This window comes from Cellulomonas sp. PS-H5 (assembly GCF_019265565.1).
Taxonomy (GTDB): Bacteria; Actinomycetota; Actinomycetes; order Actinomycetales; family Cellulomonadaceae; genus Cellulomonas.
In genome coordinates, this window is the sequence record NZ_JAHVCI010000053.1 from 1 (window position 1) to 15,074 (window position 15,074).

General features: G+C 76.3%; 15 protein-coding genes. 7 read left to right on the top strand and 8 right to left on the bottom strand.

The window, feature by feature from the left end:
* A partial coding sequence (infC, locus tag J5O08_RS16650; protein ID WP_308281678.1) for a translation initiation factor IF-3 occupies positions 1-830 on the bottom strand: 830 nt, incomplete at its 3' end.
* Between the two features lie 350 nt (positions 831-1,180).
* Here infC and J5O08_RS16655 point away from each other — a divergent pair.
* The 3 genes from J5O08_RS16655 (at position 1,181) to J5O08_RS16665 (ending at position 3,821) form a co-directional block, all read left to right on the top strand.
* A complete protein-coding gene (locus J5O08_RS16655) occupies positions 1,181-1,690 on the top strand; it encodes a Fur family transcriptional regulator (protein ID WP_218708010.1) in 510 nt (169 codons plus the stop codon).
* Positions 1,691-1,832: 142 nt separating this feature from the next.
* Positions 1,833-3,335 (top strand): catalase, encoded by a 1,503-nt coding sequence (locus tag J5O08_RS16660; RefSeq protein ID WP_218708011.1) that lies wholly within the window; start codon positions 1,833-1,835, stop codon positions 3,333-3,335.
* 129 nt (positions 3,336-3,464) lie between these two features.
* On the top strand, positions 3,465-3,821 hold the full coding sequence (locus J5O08_RS16665; protein ID WP_147793764.1) for a DUF1844 domain-containing protein: 357 nt from the start codon (positions 3,465-3,467) through the stop codon (positions 3,819-3,821).
* 103 nt (positions 3,822-3,924) lie between these two features.
* On the opposite strand, the gene J5O08_RS16670 is transcribed toward J5O08_RS16665, so the two are convergent.
* Positions 3,925-5,343, bottom strand: coding sequence for an MFS transporter (locus tag J5O08_RS16670; RefSeq protein ID WP_308281679.1), 1,419 nt, complete (start codon positions 5,341-5,343; stop codon positions 3,925-3,927).
* A 138-nt stretch (positions 5,344-5,481) separates the two neighbouring features.
* On the opposite strand from J5O08_RS16670, the gene J5O08_RS16675 reads away from it, so the two are divergent.
* The 3 genes from J5O08_RS16675 to J5O08_RS16685 all read left to right on the top strand — a co-directional run bounded on the left by J5O08_RS16675 (position 5,482) and on the right by J5O08_RS16685 (position 7,815).
* Positions 5,482-6,189, top strand: a complete 708-nt coding sequence (locus tag J5O08_RS16675; RefSeq protein ID WP_255590094.1) for a hypothetical protein — start codon at positions 5,482-5,484, stop codon at positions 6,187-6,189.
* Positions 6,189-6,926, top strand: a complete 738-nt coding sequence (locus tag J5O08_RS16680) for a serine protease (protein WP_308281683.1) — start codon at positions 6,189-6,191, stop codon at positions 6,924-6,926. Before J5O08_RS16675 ends, J5O08_RS16680 begins: the two co-directional genes overlap by 1 nt.
* Before the next feature lie 76 nt (positions 6,927-7,002).
* Positions 7,003-7,815: a hypothetical protein gene (locus J5O08_RS16685; RefSeq protein ID WP_218708035.1), complete on the top strand. Its 813-nt coding sequence runs from the start codon at positions 7,003-7,005 to the stop codon at positions 7,813-7,815.
* A 112-nt stretch (positions 7,816-7,927) separates the two neighbouring features.
* Here the strand turns inward: J5O08_RS16685 and J5O08_RS16690 are convergent, their stop codons facing one another.
* The 6 genes from J5O08_RS16690 to J5O08_RS16715 form a co-directional block, all read right to left on the bottom strand.
* Complete coding sequence (locus tag J5O08_RS16690; protein ID WP_308281680.1) at positions 7,928-8,878, bottom strand: SseB family protein; 951 nt, start codon at positions 8,876-8,878, stop codon at positions 7,928-7,930.
* Positions 8,875-9,615 (bottom strand): bifunctional 1-(5-phosphoribosyl)-5-((5-phosphoribosylamino)methylideneamino)imidazole-4-carboxamide isomerase/phosphoribosylanthranilate isomerase PriA, encoded by a 741-nt coding sequence (gene priA / locus J5O08_RS16695; protein WP_147793766.1) that lies wholly within the window; start codon positions 9,613-9,615, stop codon positions 8,875-8,877. The genes J5O08_RS16690 and priA overlap by 4 nt, the downstream gene beginning before the upstream one ends.
* 61 nt (positions 9,616-9,676) lie before the next feature.
* On the bottom strand, positions 9,677-10,324 hold the full coding sequence (gene hisH, locus J5O08_RS16700) for an imidazole glycerol phosphate synthase subunit HisH (protein WP_147793767.1): 648 nt from the start codon (positions 10,322-10,324) through the stop codon (positions 9,677-9,679).
* A 70-nt stretch (positions 10,325-10,394) separates the two neighbouring features.
* Positions 10,395-11,030: a hypothetical protein gene (locus tag J5O08_RS16705; RefSeq protein WP_308281681.1), complete on the bottom strand. Its 636-nt coding sequence runs from the start codon at positions 11,028-11,030 to the stop codon at positions 10,395-10,397.
* Positions 11,027-11,641 (bottom strand): imidazoleglycerol-phosphate dehydratase HisB, encoded by a 615-nt coding sequence (hisB, locus tag J5O08_RS16710; protein WP_147793768.1) that lies wholly within the window; start codon positions 11,639-11,641, stop codon positions 11,027-11,029. The genes J5O08_RS16705 and hisB overlap by 4 nt, the downstream gene beginning before the upstream one ends.
* Entirely contained in the window at positions 11,638-12,768 is a 1,131-nt protein-coding gene (locus tag J5O08_RS16715) for a histidinol-phosphate transaminase (protein ID WP_218708012.1), read from the bottom strand. The genes hisB and J5O08_RS16715 overlap by 4 nt, the downstream gene beginning before the upstream one ends.
* 101 nt (positions 12,769-12,869) lie before the next feature.
* Here J5O08_RS16715 and J5O08_RS16720 point away from each other — a divergent pair, with 101 nt between their 5' ends.
* Positions 12,870-15,059 carry a RecQ family ATP-dependent DNA helicase gene (locus J5O08_RS16720; protein WP_218708013.1) on the top strand — a complete coding sequence of 730 codons (2,190 nt, stop codon included), beginning with the start codon at positions 12,870-12,872 and terminating at the stop codon, positions 15,057-15,059.
* Positions 15,060-15,074: the final 15 nt, after the last annotated feature.

The following is a 15,074-nucleotide window of genomic DNA, read 5'->3' on the forward strand; positions in this document are numbered from 1 at the left end:
GGCTTCGGCGCGGTCTGCGGACGCGGCGCGGCGGCCGGAGCGGCGGCGGGAGCCGGAGCAGCCGCCGGAGCGGGCTCGGCGGCCGGAGCCGGGGCAGCGGCCGGAGCCGGGGCGGCAGCCGGAGCCGGGGCGGAAGCGGGCGCGGCGGCGGCCGGCGCGGCCGTCTCCACGGGAGCGTCCGTCTCCGTCTCCTCGACCTCCGCAGCCTCGGGGCGCGGCTCGCGCTGGGCGCGGGCCTTCCGCTGCTCGTTCTTCTGCTCGGCCTTCTTCTTGGTCGGGCCGAGCACCATGATCATGTTGCGGCCGTCCTGCTTCGGCATGCTCTCGATGAAGCCGAGCTCCTCGACGTCCGCAGCGAGGCGCTGCAGCAGGCGCACACCCATCTCCGGGCGCGACTGCTCGCGACCGCGGAACATGATCATGACCTTGACCTTGTCGCCGGCCGACAGGAACCGCTCGACGTGGCCCTTCTTGGTGCCGTAGTCGTGCGGGTCGATCTTGAGCCGGAAGCGGATCTCCTTGAGAACCGTGTTGCTCTGGTTCCGCCGGGCCTCGCGGGCCTTCATGTCTGCTTCGTACTTGAACTTGCCGTAGTCCATGATCTTGCAGACGGGCGGGCGGGCGTCCGGCGCGACCTCCACGAGGTCGAGGTCGGCGTCCTGGGCCAGGCGCAGCGCGTCCTCCACGCGGACGATGCCGACCTGCTCGCCGTTCGGGCCGACCAGGCGGACCTCGGCGACGCGGATCCGATCGTTGATGCGGGGCTCGCTGATGTGGTGCTCCTCGAAGTCGAAGTGGGTGACCTCCAGGAACGAGGAAGGCCCTCGCACCTGGGCACAGGTGGAGGGCCGACACGATCCACGGCACCCGTCGGGACGGTGCGCCGTCTGGCCACGTCCCCGCGAGGGGTCGTGACCTGGACCGGGAACCTGGACCCTGCTGCCGGCGGACCGGGCGGTCGGGACTCAGGTGGGAGTGGCCTCCACTTGTGCACCCGGGCCGCCGGACGCCCCCGCGGTGAAGCGGTGACACACGTCGACCCAGGCCAGTCGTGAATGACTCTACCAGAACACCCGGCGACCCCTGCCTGTTCCCCGCGTCACCCCGGCGACCCACCCCGACGTGACACGCCGTCAGATCCCTGCTTGAACAGTTCCAGAAAACGTGTCAGGGTGGCGCCATGCCCGTCGACCAGCACGCACCCGCCGCGCCCGGCGCCGCGTCGACCGCCGGCCACCCGCACGACGCGGGCCGCACCACCGACCACGCGACCGACCCCGCGGAGCTGCTCCGCGCCCGCGGCCTGCGTGTGACGGCTCCCCGGCTCGCCGTGCTCGGTGCCGTCGCCGACCTGCCGCACGCGGACGCGGAGGCCGTGCTCCGGCGTGCCCGGGAGGCGCTCCCGACGGTCTCCGTGCAGGCGGTCTACGACGTCCTGCACGCACTGACCGACGTGGGCATCCTGCGGCGCATCGAGCCGGCCGGGCACCCGGCCCGGTACGAGCGCCGGGTGGGCGACAACCACCACCACGTGGTGTGCCGCTCCTGCGGCGCGGTCGACGACGTCGACTGCGTCATCGGCGAGGCGCCCTGCCTCGTGCCGAGCTCGACGTCCGGCTTCACCGTCGAGACGGCCGAGGTCACCTTCTGGGGCCTGTGCCCCGACTGCCGCAGCCGCACGACCGACTGACCGCAGCCCCGGGGCGAGCCGCCGCCCCGGCCCGACCCCCCCGCACCACCGACCACCCCACGACTCCCGGTCGGGCGACCCTGCCCGACCGGTCCCCGGCACGCCCTCGACCGGCCTGCCGACGACCCGGAAGGACACCCCCGTGACCCAGGTCAACCCGACCACCACCAACTCCGGCGCCCCCGTGGCGTCCGATGCGCACTCGCAGTCCGTCGGCGCCGACGGCCCGATCGTCCTGCACGACCACTACCTGGTCGAGAAGCTGGCGCAGTTCAACCGCGAGCGGGTCCCGGAGCGCGTGGTGCACGCCAAGGGCGGCGGTGCCTTCGGCACGTTCACCACCACGGGCGACGTCAGCCGGTACACCCGCGCGGCGCTGTTCCAGCCGGGCGTCGAGACCGAGATGCTGGCGCGGTTCTCCTCCGTCGCCGGCGAGCACGGCTCCCCCGACACCTGGCGCGACCCCCGCGGCTTCGCGCTGAAGTTCTACACGTCCGAGGGCAACTACGACCTCGTCGGCAACAACACCCCGGTGTTCTTCCTGCGCGACGGGATCAAGTTCCCCGACTTCATCCGCTCGCAGAAGCGCCTGCCCGGCTCGAACCTGCGCGACAACGACATGCAGTGGGACTTCTGGTCGCTGTCCCCGGAGTCGGCGCACCAGGTCACCTGGCTGATGGGCGACCGCGGCCTGCCGCGCTCGTGGCGGACGATGGACGGCTTCGGCTCGCACACCTACCAGTGGATCAACGCGGCCGGCGAGCGGTTCTGGGTCAAGTACCACTTCAAGTCCCAGCAGGGCATCGACAACCTGACCGCCGACGAGGCCGCGCAGCTCGCCGGTTCGGACGCCGACCACCACATCCGCGACCTGTTCGAGCACATCGCCGACGGCGAGTTCCCGCGCTGGACCCTGTCGGTGCAGGTCATGCCGTACGAGGACGCCAAGGCCTACCGGTTCAACCCGTTCGACCTCACGAAGGTCTGGCCGCACGCCGACTACCCGCTGATCGAGGTCGGCGTGATGGAGCTCAACCGCAACCCGGAGAACTACTTCGCGCAGATCGAGCAGGCGACGTTCGCGCCGAGCAACTTCGTGCCGGGCATCGCGACCAGCCCGGACAAGATGCTGCTCGCGCGGATCTTCTCCTACGCGGACGCCCACCGGTACCGCGTCGGCACCAACCACGCGCAGCTCCCGGTGAACGCCCCGAAGTCCGAGGTGCACTCGTACTCCAAGGACGGCGCGGCCCGGTACCACTTCAACGCGCCCGAGGTCCCGGTCTACGCGCCCAACTCGGTCGGCGGCCCGGCGGCCGACCCGGCCCGCGCCGCGGAGTCGGCCGGCTGGGAGGCGGACGGCGAGCTCGTGCGCAGCGCCGCGACCATGCACCCCGAGGACGACGACTGGGGCCAGGCGGGCACGCTGTACCGCGAAGTGTTCGACGACGCCGCGCGCGCCCGGTTCCTGGAGACGATCACCGGCCACGTCGGCGCGGTGAAGAGCGACGTCATCCGCGCCCGCGCGATCCAGTACTGGACGAACGTCGACGCCGGCCTCGGCGCCGCGCTGGCCGCCGCCCTCCAGGGCGCGGCCCCGGTCGAGAACGGCGAGCCCGCCACCGCGAGCACGCCCGTCGCCTGACCCCCCGCGGGGCGGCCGGTCCCCCAGCCGGCCGCCCCGCAGCACCCACGACGGGCGCGGCCGGCACTCGCTCCGGCCGCGCCCGTCGTCGTCCCGGCGGGCGACCCGGACGATGAGAGGATCGGCGGCATGAGCGAGACCCCGGACCCCACGACCGCCACCCGCGACATCGCCGACGTGGCGGCGGTCGAGGTCATCACCACCGCCGCCGTGCACCTGATGAGCGCCGCCGCCGTCAAGTGCGGCCTGTCCCCCGACACCGACGAGCACGCCGGCCGCGACTACCTGGACCTCGACGAGGCCCGGAAGCTGATCACCGCACTCGCCGCGCTGGTGACGGCCTCGGCGCCGGACATCGGCAACCAGCACGCCCGCTCGCTGCGCGACGGGCTCCGGTCGCTGCAGCTGGCGTTCCGCGAGGCCAGCCCGTTCCCGGACGCCCCGGGCGAGGGCCCGGGCGAGAAGTTCACGGGCTACGTGTCCTGACGCCCTCGCGCGGCTGACCCGCAGAGCCTGGCGGTCCGCGCCTGTCGACCGCCGTCGCGGGACAGGCACGCGACGGAGACTCGGCGTCGTCGTCCGTGGCGGGTCAGCGCGGCGTCGGCTCCGGGGACGGGTCGACCGGCGACGGGCGCACCGGCACGTCGTCGGCGCCCGCGGGCGCCGGCGTCGGGACGACCCAATCCGCGGGAGACGACGCCGTGGGCCCGGTCGGCGACTCCCGGCCGGTCCGCGCCTCCTGGCCGGTCGACGACCCCGGCTCGGGCGACGGCGCCGGGACGACCCCCGCGGGCGCTCCGCCGAGCCCGGCCGCGACGGCTGCCCGCCGACCCGCGTTCCGCCGGCGCACGACCGTCAGCACGGCCAGCCCGAGCACCGACAGCAGCAGCCCCACACCGCCCGCGGCCGCGAACCCGCCGCCCGGACCCGTCGAGTCGATGACCGCGCCGACGACCGGGGCGCCCAGGGCCGCGCCGACGGTGTTCGCGGTGCCGCTCCAGCCCATGATCTCGCCGCGCCGGTGCTCGGGGACCATCCGGACCAGCGACGCGTTGATGGCCGACAGGCTCGCCGCGCACGGCAGGCCCGCGACGACGACGGCGAGCGCGAGCTGCCACTGCGTCTGCGCGAACGCGGCGGGCACGGTGGCGGCGCCGAGCAGCGCGACGAGCGCGAGCGGGTGCAGCTCCCGCTTCTGCGCGCCGTAGACCAGGCCGCCGACGACGGAGCCGACGCACCACAGCGCGATCATCCAGCCGACGGCGGTCTCCCGCTCCCAGCCCTCGAGCGCGGCGACGATGCCGACGTCCGTCCCGTTGAGGATGAGCGCGGCGGCGGAGGCCGCGGCCAGGACCACGAGCAGGCCGGGCGTCAGCAGCCGCGGCTGGCGACCCCCGTCCGCGACCGCGTCGGGCGCCGCGCCCTCGGGCGACCGGGTCGGCGGGTTGAACCACATAAGCAGCAGGCCCGCCGCGACCGTCGCGACCCCGACGAGGGTGAGCGCCGCGGTCGTCGACACCTGGGTCGCCACGAGCACGCCGAGCGTCGGCGCGAGCATGAAGGTCATCTCGGTGCCCACGGAGTCGAGGGCGTAGGCGGTGCGCTGCTGCTCGGCCGGGACCAGCACCGCCAGCGACTGGCGCACGACGGAGAACACCGGCACCAGGAACACGCCCGCGACCACGGCGGCGACGAGCAGCGCCTCGTAGCCCAGCCGCGGGGCGACCAGCCACACCGCCGACTCCACGACCACCGACGGCAGCAGCGCCCGGCGCAGGCCCAGCCGGTCGACCCGGCGGCCGCGCCACGGCGACCCGATCGCCACGCCCACGGTCATCGCGGCGGCTACCAGCCCGGCCCGCGCGTAGCCGAGGCCGAGGGGGCCGACGACGTGCAGCGTGAGCACCACGCCGGTCATCGCGTGCGGGATGCGCGCGACGAACGAGACGAGGACCAGGGGCAGGACACCGGGCAGCCGCAGGAGGCGGCCGTAGGGGGCGAGGGACACGCCCAGGATTGTCGCCCGCCGCGCGCCTGTCGGACGACAGGATTCGGCCGTCCGGGCGCGCGGGGCGGCGTGACGTCCACCACCCCCCTCCGTCCCACGGCGGATCCGGGCCGCGCTGACTCCCCGTAAGGTGGTGACGTGACGTCTGCCACCGGGCCGCACGACCCGCTCGGCCCGCCGCGGCCGGCCGGGCCCTCGTCGTGGCCGGACACCGCCACCCGCCCCGACGACGCGACGCCGGTCGAGCACCCCGCGACGCACCCCGACGACCGCCCAGCAGGCCGGCACCCGGAGCACAGCCACCTGGCCGCGCCGCCGGCACCCCGGCGTCGGCGCCGGCCGTGGGCGGTCGTGGTCCTGTCGGTGCTGCTGGTCCTCGTCACCGCGCTGGCGTCCTACCTCTGGGTGCGGACCGTCCGGTACGAGGAGTACGCCGCCGGGATCGAGGCGCAGGGCCGGACCATCGGCACCGAGCTCGCCACGCTGCGCACCCAGCACGACGGGACACTCGCGGAGCTCGCCGCCGTGAACGAGCAGCTGTCGACCGCGCAGAGCCGGATCACCCAGCTCGCCGACGAGAAGGCCCAGGTCGGCGACGACCGCGAGGTGCAGCGCCAGCTCGTCGACTACCAGGAGCGCATCTCGCAGGCCGCCGCGAACGTCGCGTCCGCGCTGTCGACCTGCATCGACGCGCAGAACCAGCTCATCACCTACCTCGAGGACGCGGCCGCGTACGACCCGGCGGACCTGCAGCGGTTCAAGAGCGACGTCCAGGGCGTGTGCAACGCGGCGACCGTCGCCAACACCGAGCTCCAGCGCCAGCTCGCCGCCGGGGCGACCGGGTGATCCGCCCGACCGCCCGCCGCGCCGCCCTCGGTGCCGCGGCCGTCCTCCTGCTCGCCGGCTGCGGGGTGCTGCCGCCGATGCCCGGCCCGGTGCCGACCGACCTGGTGCCGTCCAGCGCCCCGGTGCCCACGCCGTCGTCGTCCGGCAACCTGTCCCCCGACGGCTTCGACGCCGCGCAGCGGATGGCGGTGCGGATCCGGAACGTCGGGTGCAACTCGCTGTCGACCGGCTCGGGCTTCGCGATCGACGAGACGACCCTCATCACGAACCGGCACGTGGTCGCCGACTCCGCCGACCTCCAGCTCAGCACCTACGACGGCCGGGACGTCGCGGTGACCGCGTCCTCGACCGCGGCGCTGGCGGACCTCGCGGTCGTCCGCACCGCCGACCCGCTGCCCTCCGCGCCCGGCCTGGCCGACGCCGACCCGAACCCGGGCGACGAGGTCACGGTCGTCGGCTACCCGCAGGGCGGCCAGCTCACCGTGACGAGCGGGCAGGTCATCGGCGCGACCACCGACCCGCTCAACGAGAACCTCGGGCAGGTGCTCGTCACGAACGCCGAGGTCGAGCCCGGCAGCTCCGGCTCCGCGGTGCTCGACGCCGTGGGGCGCGTGGTCGGCGTCGTGTACGCGAAGAACTCGACCGGGCAGAGCTTCGTGGTCCCGGTCAGCACGCTGCGCCAGCTCCTGGACGACGAGGCGGCGTTCACCGCCAGCGCCTCCTGCACCTCGGGCTGACCCGGCGCGGCCCCTGGTGGGCGTGCGACCGGCCGTGCCACGGTGGGCGCACGGACACCCACCGAGGAGGACGACGATGACCGACGAGACCCACCCCGACCTGCCCGGCCTCACCCGGGCGGCGAGCGACATCATCTCCGTGCGGCGCGTGTTCGGGGAGCCGTACGAGCACGGCAGCACCCTCGTCGTGCCGGTGGCGAAGGTGATGGGCTGGCACGGCGTCGCGGGCGCGCACGCGGACGCCCGGGTCGGGATCCGCGGCGGTCACGGCGGGCCGGGCGGCCCCGGCGCCGGGACGCCGGGACCGGGCGAGGGCGGCGACGCACCGGCGGACGGCGGGGGTGCCGAGCAGCCGGACGGTCCCCGCTCGCACGGCGGCGACGGCGGACCCGGGTCCGCGGGCGGCGGGACCGGCGGCGCGGCCGGCGGGACCGGGACGGACGCCACGGAGGGCACCGGGCGCGGCGCGCACGCCGAGGCACCGGTCCCCGAGGACGGGCCGTGGACGCAGTCCGGCCCGGGCGCACCGGCCGGGGCGGTCGGGAGCGCCGGCGGCGGCGCAAGCGGACCCGGTGGACCCGTCGCGTGGGCGGGCCGCGGGGGCGGGCACGGCGGCCCCGGCCACGGCGGCCGGTTGCCGTTCCTGCGCGGGCCCCTGTGGCCGTTCGGCTCCGGCCGGCCCGGCGGCCGCGGCGTCGGTGCGGCGGACGCGGGCGGCTACGCCACGCGGGTCAAGCCGCTCGGGGTGTTCGTGATCTCGGACGAGGGCGCCCAGTGGCAGCCGGCGCTCGACCTGAACCGGATCATCCTGGGCGGCCAGGTCGTGGGCGCGGTCGCGACGGTCGCGCTGGCGTGGTCCCTCCGCCGTCGCCGACGCCTCTGGCACTGACCGCGGGGTGACGGCCGCCCGCGAGCGAGCAACCGACGCGTCGAGCGAGTACCCGCCGACTACCCGCTCGACGCGTCGGCTACCCCCTCGGCAGGCGAGGCGCGCGGAGAGGTCAGCGGAGGCGGACCTCGAGGGAGTCGACGCGCTGGGTGACCGTCTCGTCCGCGGCCAGGGCCTCGCCGACGCGGCGCAGCACGCCGTCCAGGGTCGGGCGGTCGAGGCCCGGGACGAGCGTGAGCACGACGGCCACCTCGGCCCGGGCGCCCGGGACCGCGTCCACGTCGACCACGGGGTTCGCGGCGGGAGCAGGTGTCGGGGCCCCGCCCGGCTCGGGACGGCGGCGCCGGAACCACGACCGCCCGGCCGAACCGCCCGGCGCGGCGGACGCGTCGGACGCGGAGCCACGCTCCCCGCCCGGGCCGGACGCGGGGCCCGACGGCACCGCACCCAGCACGGCGGCGCGCACCGCCGCGCGGACCTCGGGGTCGACGACGCGGGTGCCGACGTCGCCCGCTCCCCCGGCGGCCGCGCCGACCGGCCCGCCGACCCCGCCGCCCGCGGCCTCGGCGCCGTCGCCCGCCAGCACCGCGGGCCGCCACGGCTGCTGCTGCGCCAGCGCCCACACGGCCGGCCGCGGCAGCAGCGCCGTGACCGGGCCGCCCGGGTCGAGCACCACGAGCTCCCAGCCCTCGCTCACCACCGACAACGCCGCGCGGACCACGTCGGTCGGCACCGGCCGCGCCTCGCGCCGCCAGGCCGCCATCGTCGCGACGGACGAGAACACCGGCAGCGCCGTCCGGCCGTCGGGGGCCTGCAGCGCGACGATGCCGGCGGACGCCTCCTTGTCGACGGTGTGCGCGTGCCCGCCGACCTCGACGGTCTCGGCCGCCTCGAGCTCGGCCAGCACCGGCACCAGCACCCGGGTGCCCGCCAGGGCCTCGACGACGGCGGCGAGCGACCCGCTGCCCTCGCCCAGCGCGGTCAGCGCCGCCGCGACCGCGGGGTCGGCGCTGCCGTCGTCCCCGGCGAACGCCGAGGTCGGCGGCAGCTCGCGCCCGGTCACGGGCGGCCGGCGACGTCCAGGGCCTCGGGCAGCGTGAACGCGCCCGCGTACAGGGCCTTGCCGACGATGGCGCCCTCGACGCCCACCGGGACCAGCTCGCGCAGCACCCGCAGGTCGTCGAGCGACGAGATGCCGCCGGACGCGACGACCGGCGCGTCGGTGCGCGCGCAGACCTCGCGGAGCAGGTCGACGTTGGGGCCGCGCAGCGTGCCGTCCTTGGTCACGTCGGTGACGACGTACCGGGAGCAGCCGACCGCGTCGAGGCGGGCCAGCACCTCCCAGAGGTCGCCGCCCTCGCGGGTCCAGCCGCGGGCGGCGAGCGTGGTGCCGCGCACGTCCAGGCCGACCGCGATGGCGTCCCCGTGCCGCGCGATGGCGTCGGCGGTCCAGTCCGGGTCCTCCAGCGCGGCGGTGCCGAGGTTGACCCGTGCGGCGCCGGTGGCGAGCGCGCGCTCCAGCGAGGCGTCGTCGCGGATGCCGCCCGACAGCTCGACCTTCACGCCCTTGCCCGACAGCACCTGCGCGACGTCGGCGAGCAGCGCGGCGTTCGACCCCCGGCCGAAAGCGGCGTCCAGGTCGACGAGGTGGATCCACTCCGCGCCGCCGGCCTGCCAGTCGAGCGCGGCGGCGAGCGGGTCGCCGTAGGAGGTCTCCGAGCCGGCCTCGCCCTGGACGAGGCGGACGGCCTGGCCGTCGGCGACGTCGACGGCGGGCAGGAGCTGCAGACGGTCGGACATGGGTCTCCTCGTTCGGGGGCGTGCGGTGGTGCGGGTGGCGCGCCGGTGGCGGCGCGGCCGGTCAGTCGAGCGAGCCGACCCAGTTCTCGAGCAGCTGGGCGCCGGCGTCCCCGGACTTCTCCGGGTGGAACTGGGTGGCGGCGAGCGGGCCGTTCTCGACCGCGGCGACGAACCGGCCGCCGTGCTCGGACCACGTCACCAGCGGCGGGGTCAGCCGGTCGGTGTCGACCTGCTCGGACAGCGGGAAGCTGCGGGCGGCGTACGAGTGCACGAAGTAGAACCGCTCGTCCTCGATGCCGGCGAACAGCCGGGTGCCCTCGGGTGCGTCGACCGTCGACCAGCCCATGTGCGGGACGACCTCGGCCTCGAGCCGGTCGACGGTGCCGGGCCACTCGCCGAGGCCCTCGGTCTCGACGCCGTGCTCGTCGCCGCGGTCGAACATGACCTGCATGCCGACGCAGATCCCGAGCACGGGGCGGCCGCCGGCGAGCCGCCGGTCGACGATCTGCTCGCCGCGCACCCCGCGCAGCCCCGCCATCACGGCCGCGAACGCGCCGACGCCCGGGACGACGAGCCCGTCGGCCTCCCCGGCGTGCTGCGCGTCGGACGTCAGCTCGACCTGGGCGCCGACCCGCTCGAGGGCGCGCACGGCCGAGCGGACGTTCCCGAATCCGTAGTCCAGGACGACGACACGAGGCTGGCTGGGCACGCCTCCCAGGCTACCGGGCGCGCGCCGGACCGGCCGTCCCGCGTCCGGTGCGCGGGACGTGACGTCGGCGTCAGTCCTTGCGGCGCCGCCCACCGGCGGACAGCGCGCGCATCGCGGCCCACCGCGACATGCCCACGCTCGTCTCCACGCCCGCGACCTCGCCCACCGGCTTCCCGCCGACGAGGAGGTCGTCGAGCAGGTCGGGCGCGCCGGAGAGCACGAGGCCGGCCGCGAGGTCGTCCTCCTTCTCCCCCGCCGACCAGCGGCTGGCGGCGATGCGACCCGCGCGGCGGTCCAGCAGGATCACCGGCGAGGTGCGCAGCATCCGGGAGATCGCGGCCGCGGCCTCGGCGGTCCCGGCGGCGTCCGCGGTGTGCCGCAGGACCGCGAGCGCCCCGACCGGCGAGGGCACGGCGTCGACGTCGACCCCCGCGAGCGAGCAGGCGGCGGCGAGCGGCTTCGCGCCCGCGACCTGGGTGACGACGATCGCGACGACCGGCTCGTCGGGCTCGGCGGCCGCGGCCTCCAGCCCCGCGAGGTCGTCGGGGACCTCGACGGACGGAGCGTCGTCGGCCTGCGCGGCGGGCCGCGCCGGCTCCGCGGGCGCCGGGTCCAGGCCATCCAGCCCCGACAGGTCGTCGGGGATCTCGAAGCCGAGGTCGTCGTCCTCCGGGCGCCCGGGCCCGTCCGGCGTCCCCGCGGTCACAGGGCGCCCTTCGTGCTCGGGATGCCGTCGACGCGCGGGTCCAGCGCGACCGCGAACCGGAGCGCACGCGCGAGCGCCTTGAACTGCGCCTCGACGATGTGGTGCGGGTCGCGGCCGGCGAGCACGCGGACGTGCATGCCGAATGCGGCGTGGTGCGCGATCGACTCCAGGACGTGCCGGGTCAGCGAGCCGGTGAAGTGCCCGCCGATCAGGTGGTACTCCTGGCCCTCGGGCTCGCCCGAGTGCACGAGGTACGGGCGGCCGGACACGTCGACCACGGCCTGCGCCAGCGCCTCGTCCAGCGGCACGGTGGCGTCGCCGAACCGCGCGATCCCCCGCTTGTCGCCCAGCGCGGCGCGCAGCGCCTCGCCCAGGCAGATCGCGACGTCCTCGACGGTGTGGTGCGCGTCGATGTGCGTGTCGCCGGTCGCCCGGACGGTCAGGTCGATGAGCGAGTGCTTGCCCAGCGCGGTGAGCATGTGGTCGTAGAACGGCACCGTGGTGCTGATCTCCGTGCGCCCCGTGCCGTCCAGGTCGACCTCGACGACGACGCTGGACTCGCTCGTCGTGCGCTCGACCCGGGCGGTGCGCCCGCCGTCCGTCGTGCTCAAATCCCCAGCACCTCCCACAGCGCGGCGGTGAACGCCGCGGTCTCCTCCGGGGTGCCGACCGACACCCGCAGCCATCCTTCCGGGCCGACCTCGCGGATCAGCACGCCCCGGTCCAGCAGACCCTGCCAGACCTCGTGCCGGTCCTCGCCGACCTGGAACAGCACGAAGTTCGCGTCGGACTCGGCGACGCGCAGCCCGCGGTCGCGCAGGTCGAGCACGAGCTGGTCCCGCTCGGCACGCAGCGAGCCGACCTGGGCCATGAGCTCCGGCGCGTGCCGCAGCGCCGCGCGGGCGGTCGCCTGGGTCACCGCGGACAGGTGGTACGGCAGCCGGACCACGCGCAGCGCGTCCACCAGCTCCCGCGACGCGGCCAGGTAGCCGACGCGGGCACCGGCCAGGCCGAACGCCTTCGACATGGTGCGGCTGACCGCCAGGTGCGGGTGGTCCGCGAGCAGGGTGAGCGCCGACTCGACGCCCTCCCGGCGGAACTCCCCGTACGCCTCGTCTACGACGACCACGCAGCCGCCCGGCACCTCGGCCGCGGCCGCGAGCACCGCGCGCACCGTGTCGAGCTCCAGCGCGGTGCCGGTCGGGTTGTTCGGGCTGGTGAGCAGCACGACGGACGGCGTCTCGCGGGCGATGAGCGCGCGGGCCTCCACCGGGTCGACGTCGAACTGCTCGGTGCGCCGGCCGGCGACCCACCGGGTGTGCGTGTCGCGCGCGTACTCCGGGTACATGGAGTACGTCGGCGCGAACGACAGCGCCGTGCGACCGGGGCCGCCGAACGCCTGCAGCAGGTGCAGCATGACCTCGTTCGACCCGTTGGCCGCCCACACCTGCTCCGGCGCGACGCGGACCCCCGACTCGACGGCGAGGTAGTCGGCCAGGTCGCCGCGCAGGCCGAGGAACTCGCGGTCGGGGTACCGGTTCAGCCCGTGCGCGGCCTCGGCGACGGCGGCGGCGATGTCCGCGACGACCCCCGGTGACGGCGGGTACGGGTTCTCGTTGACGTTGAGCAGCACCGGCACGTCGAGCTGCGGGGCGCCGTAGGGCACCTCGCCGGCCAGCTCGGGGCGCACCGGCAGCACGGGCCGCGCGGCCTGGGGGGCGGTGTCGGGTGCGGTCACCGGGCGATCGTATCCGCGCTCCGGCCGCGGGACGCCGGTCGTCCACAGGCGGCGCCCGCGAGGCGGCGGGGTGTCGGCGGCGGTGGCTAGGGTCGGGGGCGATGACTTCCGTGGACCAGAACGCCCCGACCGGACCCGACGCGGCCGAGCGCGCCGCCCTGCGCGAGGAGGCGGAGGCCGTGCTGCGCCGGCTCGTCGGCCGGGAGGACGCGCGGCTGCGGGACGACCAGTGGCGGGCGATCGACGCGCTGGTGAGCGACCACCGGCGGGCGCTCGTCGTGCAGCGCACCGGGTGGGGCAAGTCGGCCGTGTACTTCGTCGCGACCGCCTTGCTGCGGGCGCGCGGGGCGGGGCCCACGGTGCTGGTGTCCCCGCTGCTCGCGCTCATGCGCAACCAGGTGGCCTCCGCGCAGCGCGCGGGCGTCAAGGCCGCGACGCTGAACTCCGCCAACGTCACCGAGTGGGACGAGGTGCACGCGCAGATCGCCGCGGGCGAGGTCGACGTGCTGCTCGTCTCCCCCGAGCGGCTGACCCACCCGCAGTTCCGGGACGAGGTGCTGCCGCGGCTCGCGGCCGACGCGGGCCTGGTCGTGATCGACGAGGCGCACTGCATCTCGGACTGGGGCCACGACTTCCGCCCCGACTACCGACGGATCCGCACCCTGCTGGGCGAGCTGCCCGACGGCATCCCCGTGCTCGCGACGACGGCGACCGCGAACGCCCGGGTGACCGCCGACGTCGCCGAGCAGCTGGGCACCGCGGTGCGGGACGACGTCCTGGTGCTGCGCGGCCCGCTCGACCGGTCCAGCCTGGACCTGTCCGTGGTGCGCCTGCCCGACACCGCGGCGCAGCTCGCGTGGCTGGCGCAGAACCTCGCGGCGTTCGAGGGCTCGGGCATCGTGTACTGCCTGACGATCGCCGCCGCGCAGCAGGTCACCGAGCACCTGCGCGCCGCCGGCCTCGACGTCCGCACGTACACCGGCCAGACCGACCCGGCCGAGCGCGAGGTGGCCGAGGCCGACCTGCTCGCCAACCGGGTCAAGGCGCTGGTCGCGACGTCCGCGCTCGGCATGGGCTTCGACAAGCCCGACCTGGGCTTCGTCGTGCACGTCGGCGCGCCGTCCTCCCCCATCGCCTACTACCAGCAGGTCGGCCGCGCGGGGCGCGCCGCGGAGGCCGTCGGCGGCCGCGCGACCGCGGTCCTGCTGCCCGGCCGCGAGGACCGCGCCATCTGGGAGTGGTTCGCCTCGACCGCGTTCCCGCCGGAGGACGACGTGCGCGCCGCGCTCCGGGCGCTGCGCGAGGGCGGCACGCTGTCGACCGCCGCGCTGGAGACGCACGTGTCCCTGCGCCGGTCCCGGCTGGAGCAGATGCTCAAGGTGCTCGACGTCGACGGCGCGGTCCGCCGGGTGCGCGGCGGCTGGGAGGGCACCGGCGAGCCGTGGTCCTACGACGCCGAGCGGTACGACCGGGTCACCGCGACCCGCAAGGCGGAGCAGCAGCTCATGGTCGACTACGTGACCACCGAGGGCTGCCGGATGGCGCACCTGCGCCGGGCGCTGGACGACCCCGAGCTCGCGGGCCCGGCCGGCGAGGCCTGGCGGTGCGGACGGTGCGACCGGTGCACCGGCACCGCGGTGGGAGTCGCGCCGGACGCCGAGCACGTCGCCGGCGCCCAGGCGCTGCTGACGACGGCGGGCGTGGCGGTCGACCCGCGGCGGCAGTGGCCGACCGGCATGGCGACGCTCGGCCTCGACCTGCGCGGGCGCATCCCGGCGGAGGAGAACGCGGAGCCCGGTCGCGCCGTCGCCCGGCTCGACTCGGTCGGGTGGGGAGGCCTGCTCCGCGACCTGTTCGGCGGCGACGCCGACCCGTCCGCCGGGCTGCCCGTGGCGCTGCGGGACCCGGTCCTCGCGACGCTGGACGCCTGGCACCCCGAGCACCGCCCGGAGGGCGTCGTGCTGATCCGGTCGACGACCCGGCCGACGCTCGTCGAGCACCTGGCGGCGGGCGTGGCGCGGCACCTCGGGGTCCCGCTCGTCGGCGCCGTCGCGCCCCGGCCGGACAGCCCGCCGACCCGGCACGACGTGAACTCCGCGCACCGGCTCGCGGCCGTGGCGCGCCGGCTGGAGCTCGACCTCCCGCCCGCCGCCGCGGCCGGGCTGCCGGGGCGCGCGGTGCTGCTCGTGGACGACCGCACGGACTCGGGCTGGACGCTCACGGTCGCGGCCCGGCTGCTCCGGCAGGCGGGGGCGGCGGCGGTGCTGCCGTTCGTGCTCGGCGTGGGCTGAGCCGGGACCGGGGCG

Coding starts and splice junctions, on each gene's coding strand:
- J5O08_RS16655 (WP_218708010.1), top strand. CDS start 1,181: ATGCCCGTCGACCAGCACGCACCCGCCGCGCCCGGCGCCGCGTCGACC.
- J5O08_RS16665 (WP_147793764.1), top strand. CDS start 3,465: ATGAGCGAGACCCCGGACCCCACGACCGCCACCCGCGACATCGCCGAC.
- J5O08_RS16685 (WP_218708035.1), top strand. CDS start 7,003: ATGACCGACGAGACCCACCCCGACCTGCCCGGCCTCACCCGGGCGGCG.
- priA (WP_147793766.1), bottom strand. CDS start 9,615: ATGTCCGACCGTCTGCAGCTCCTGCCCGCCGTCGACGTCGCCGACGGC.
- J5O08_RS16720 (WP_218708013.1), top strand. CDS start 12,870: ATGACTTCCGTGGACCAGAACGCCCCGACCGGACCCGACGCGGCCGAG.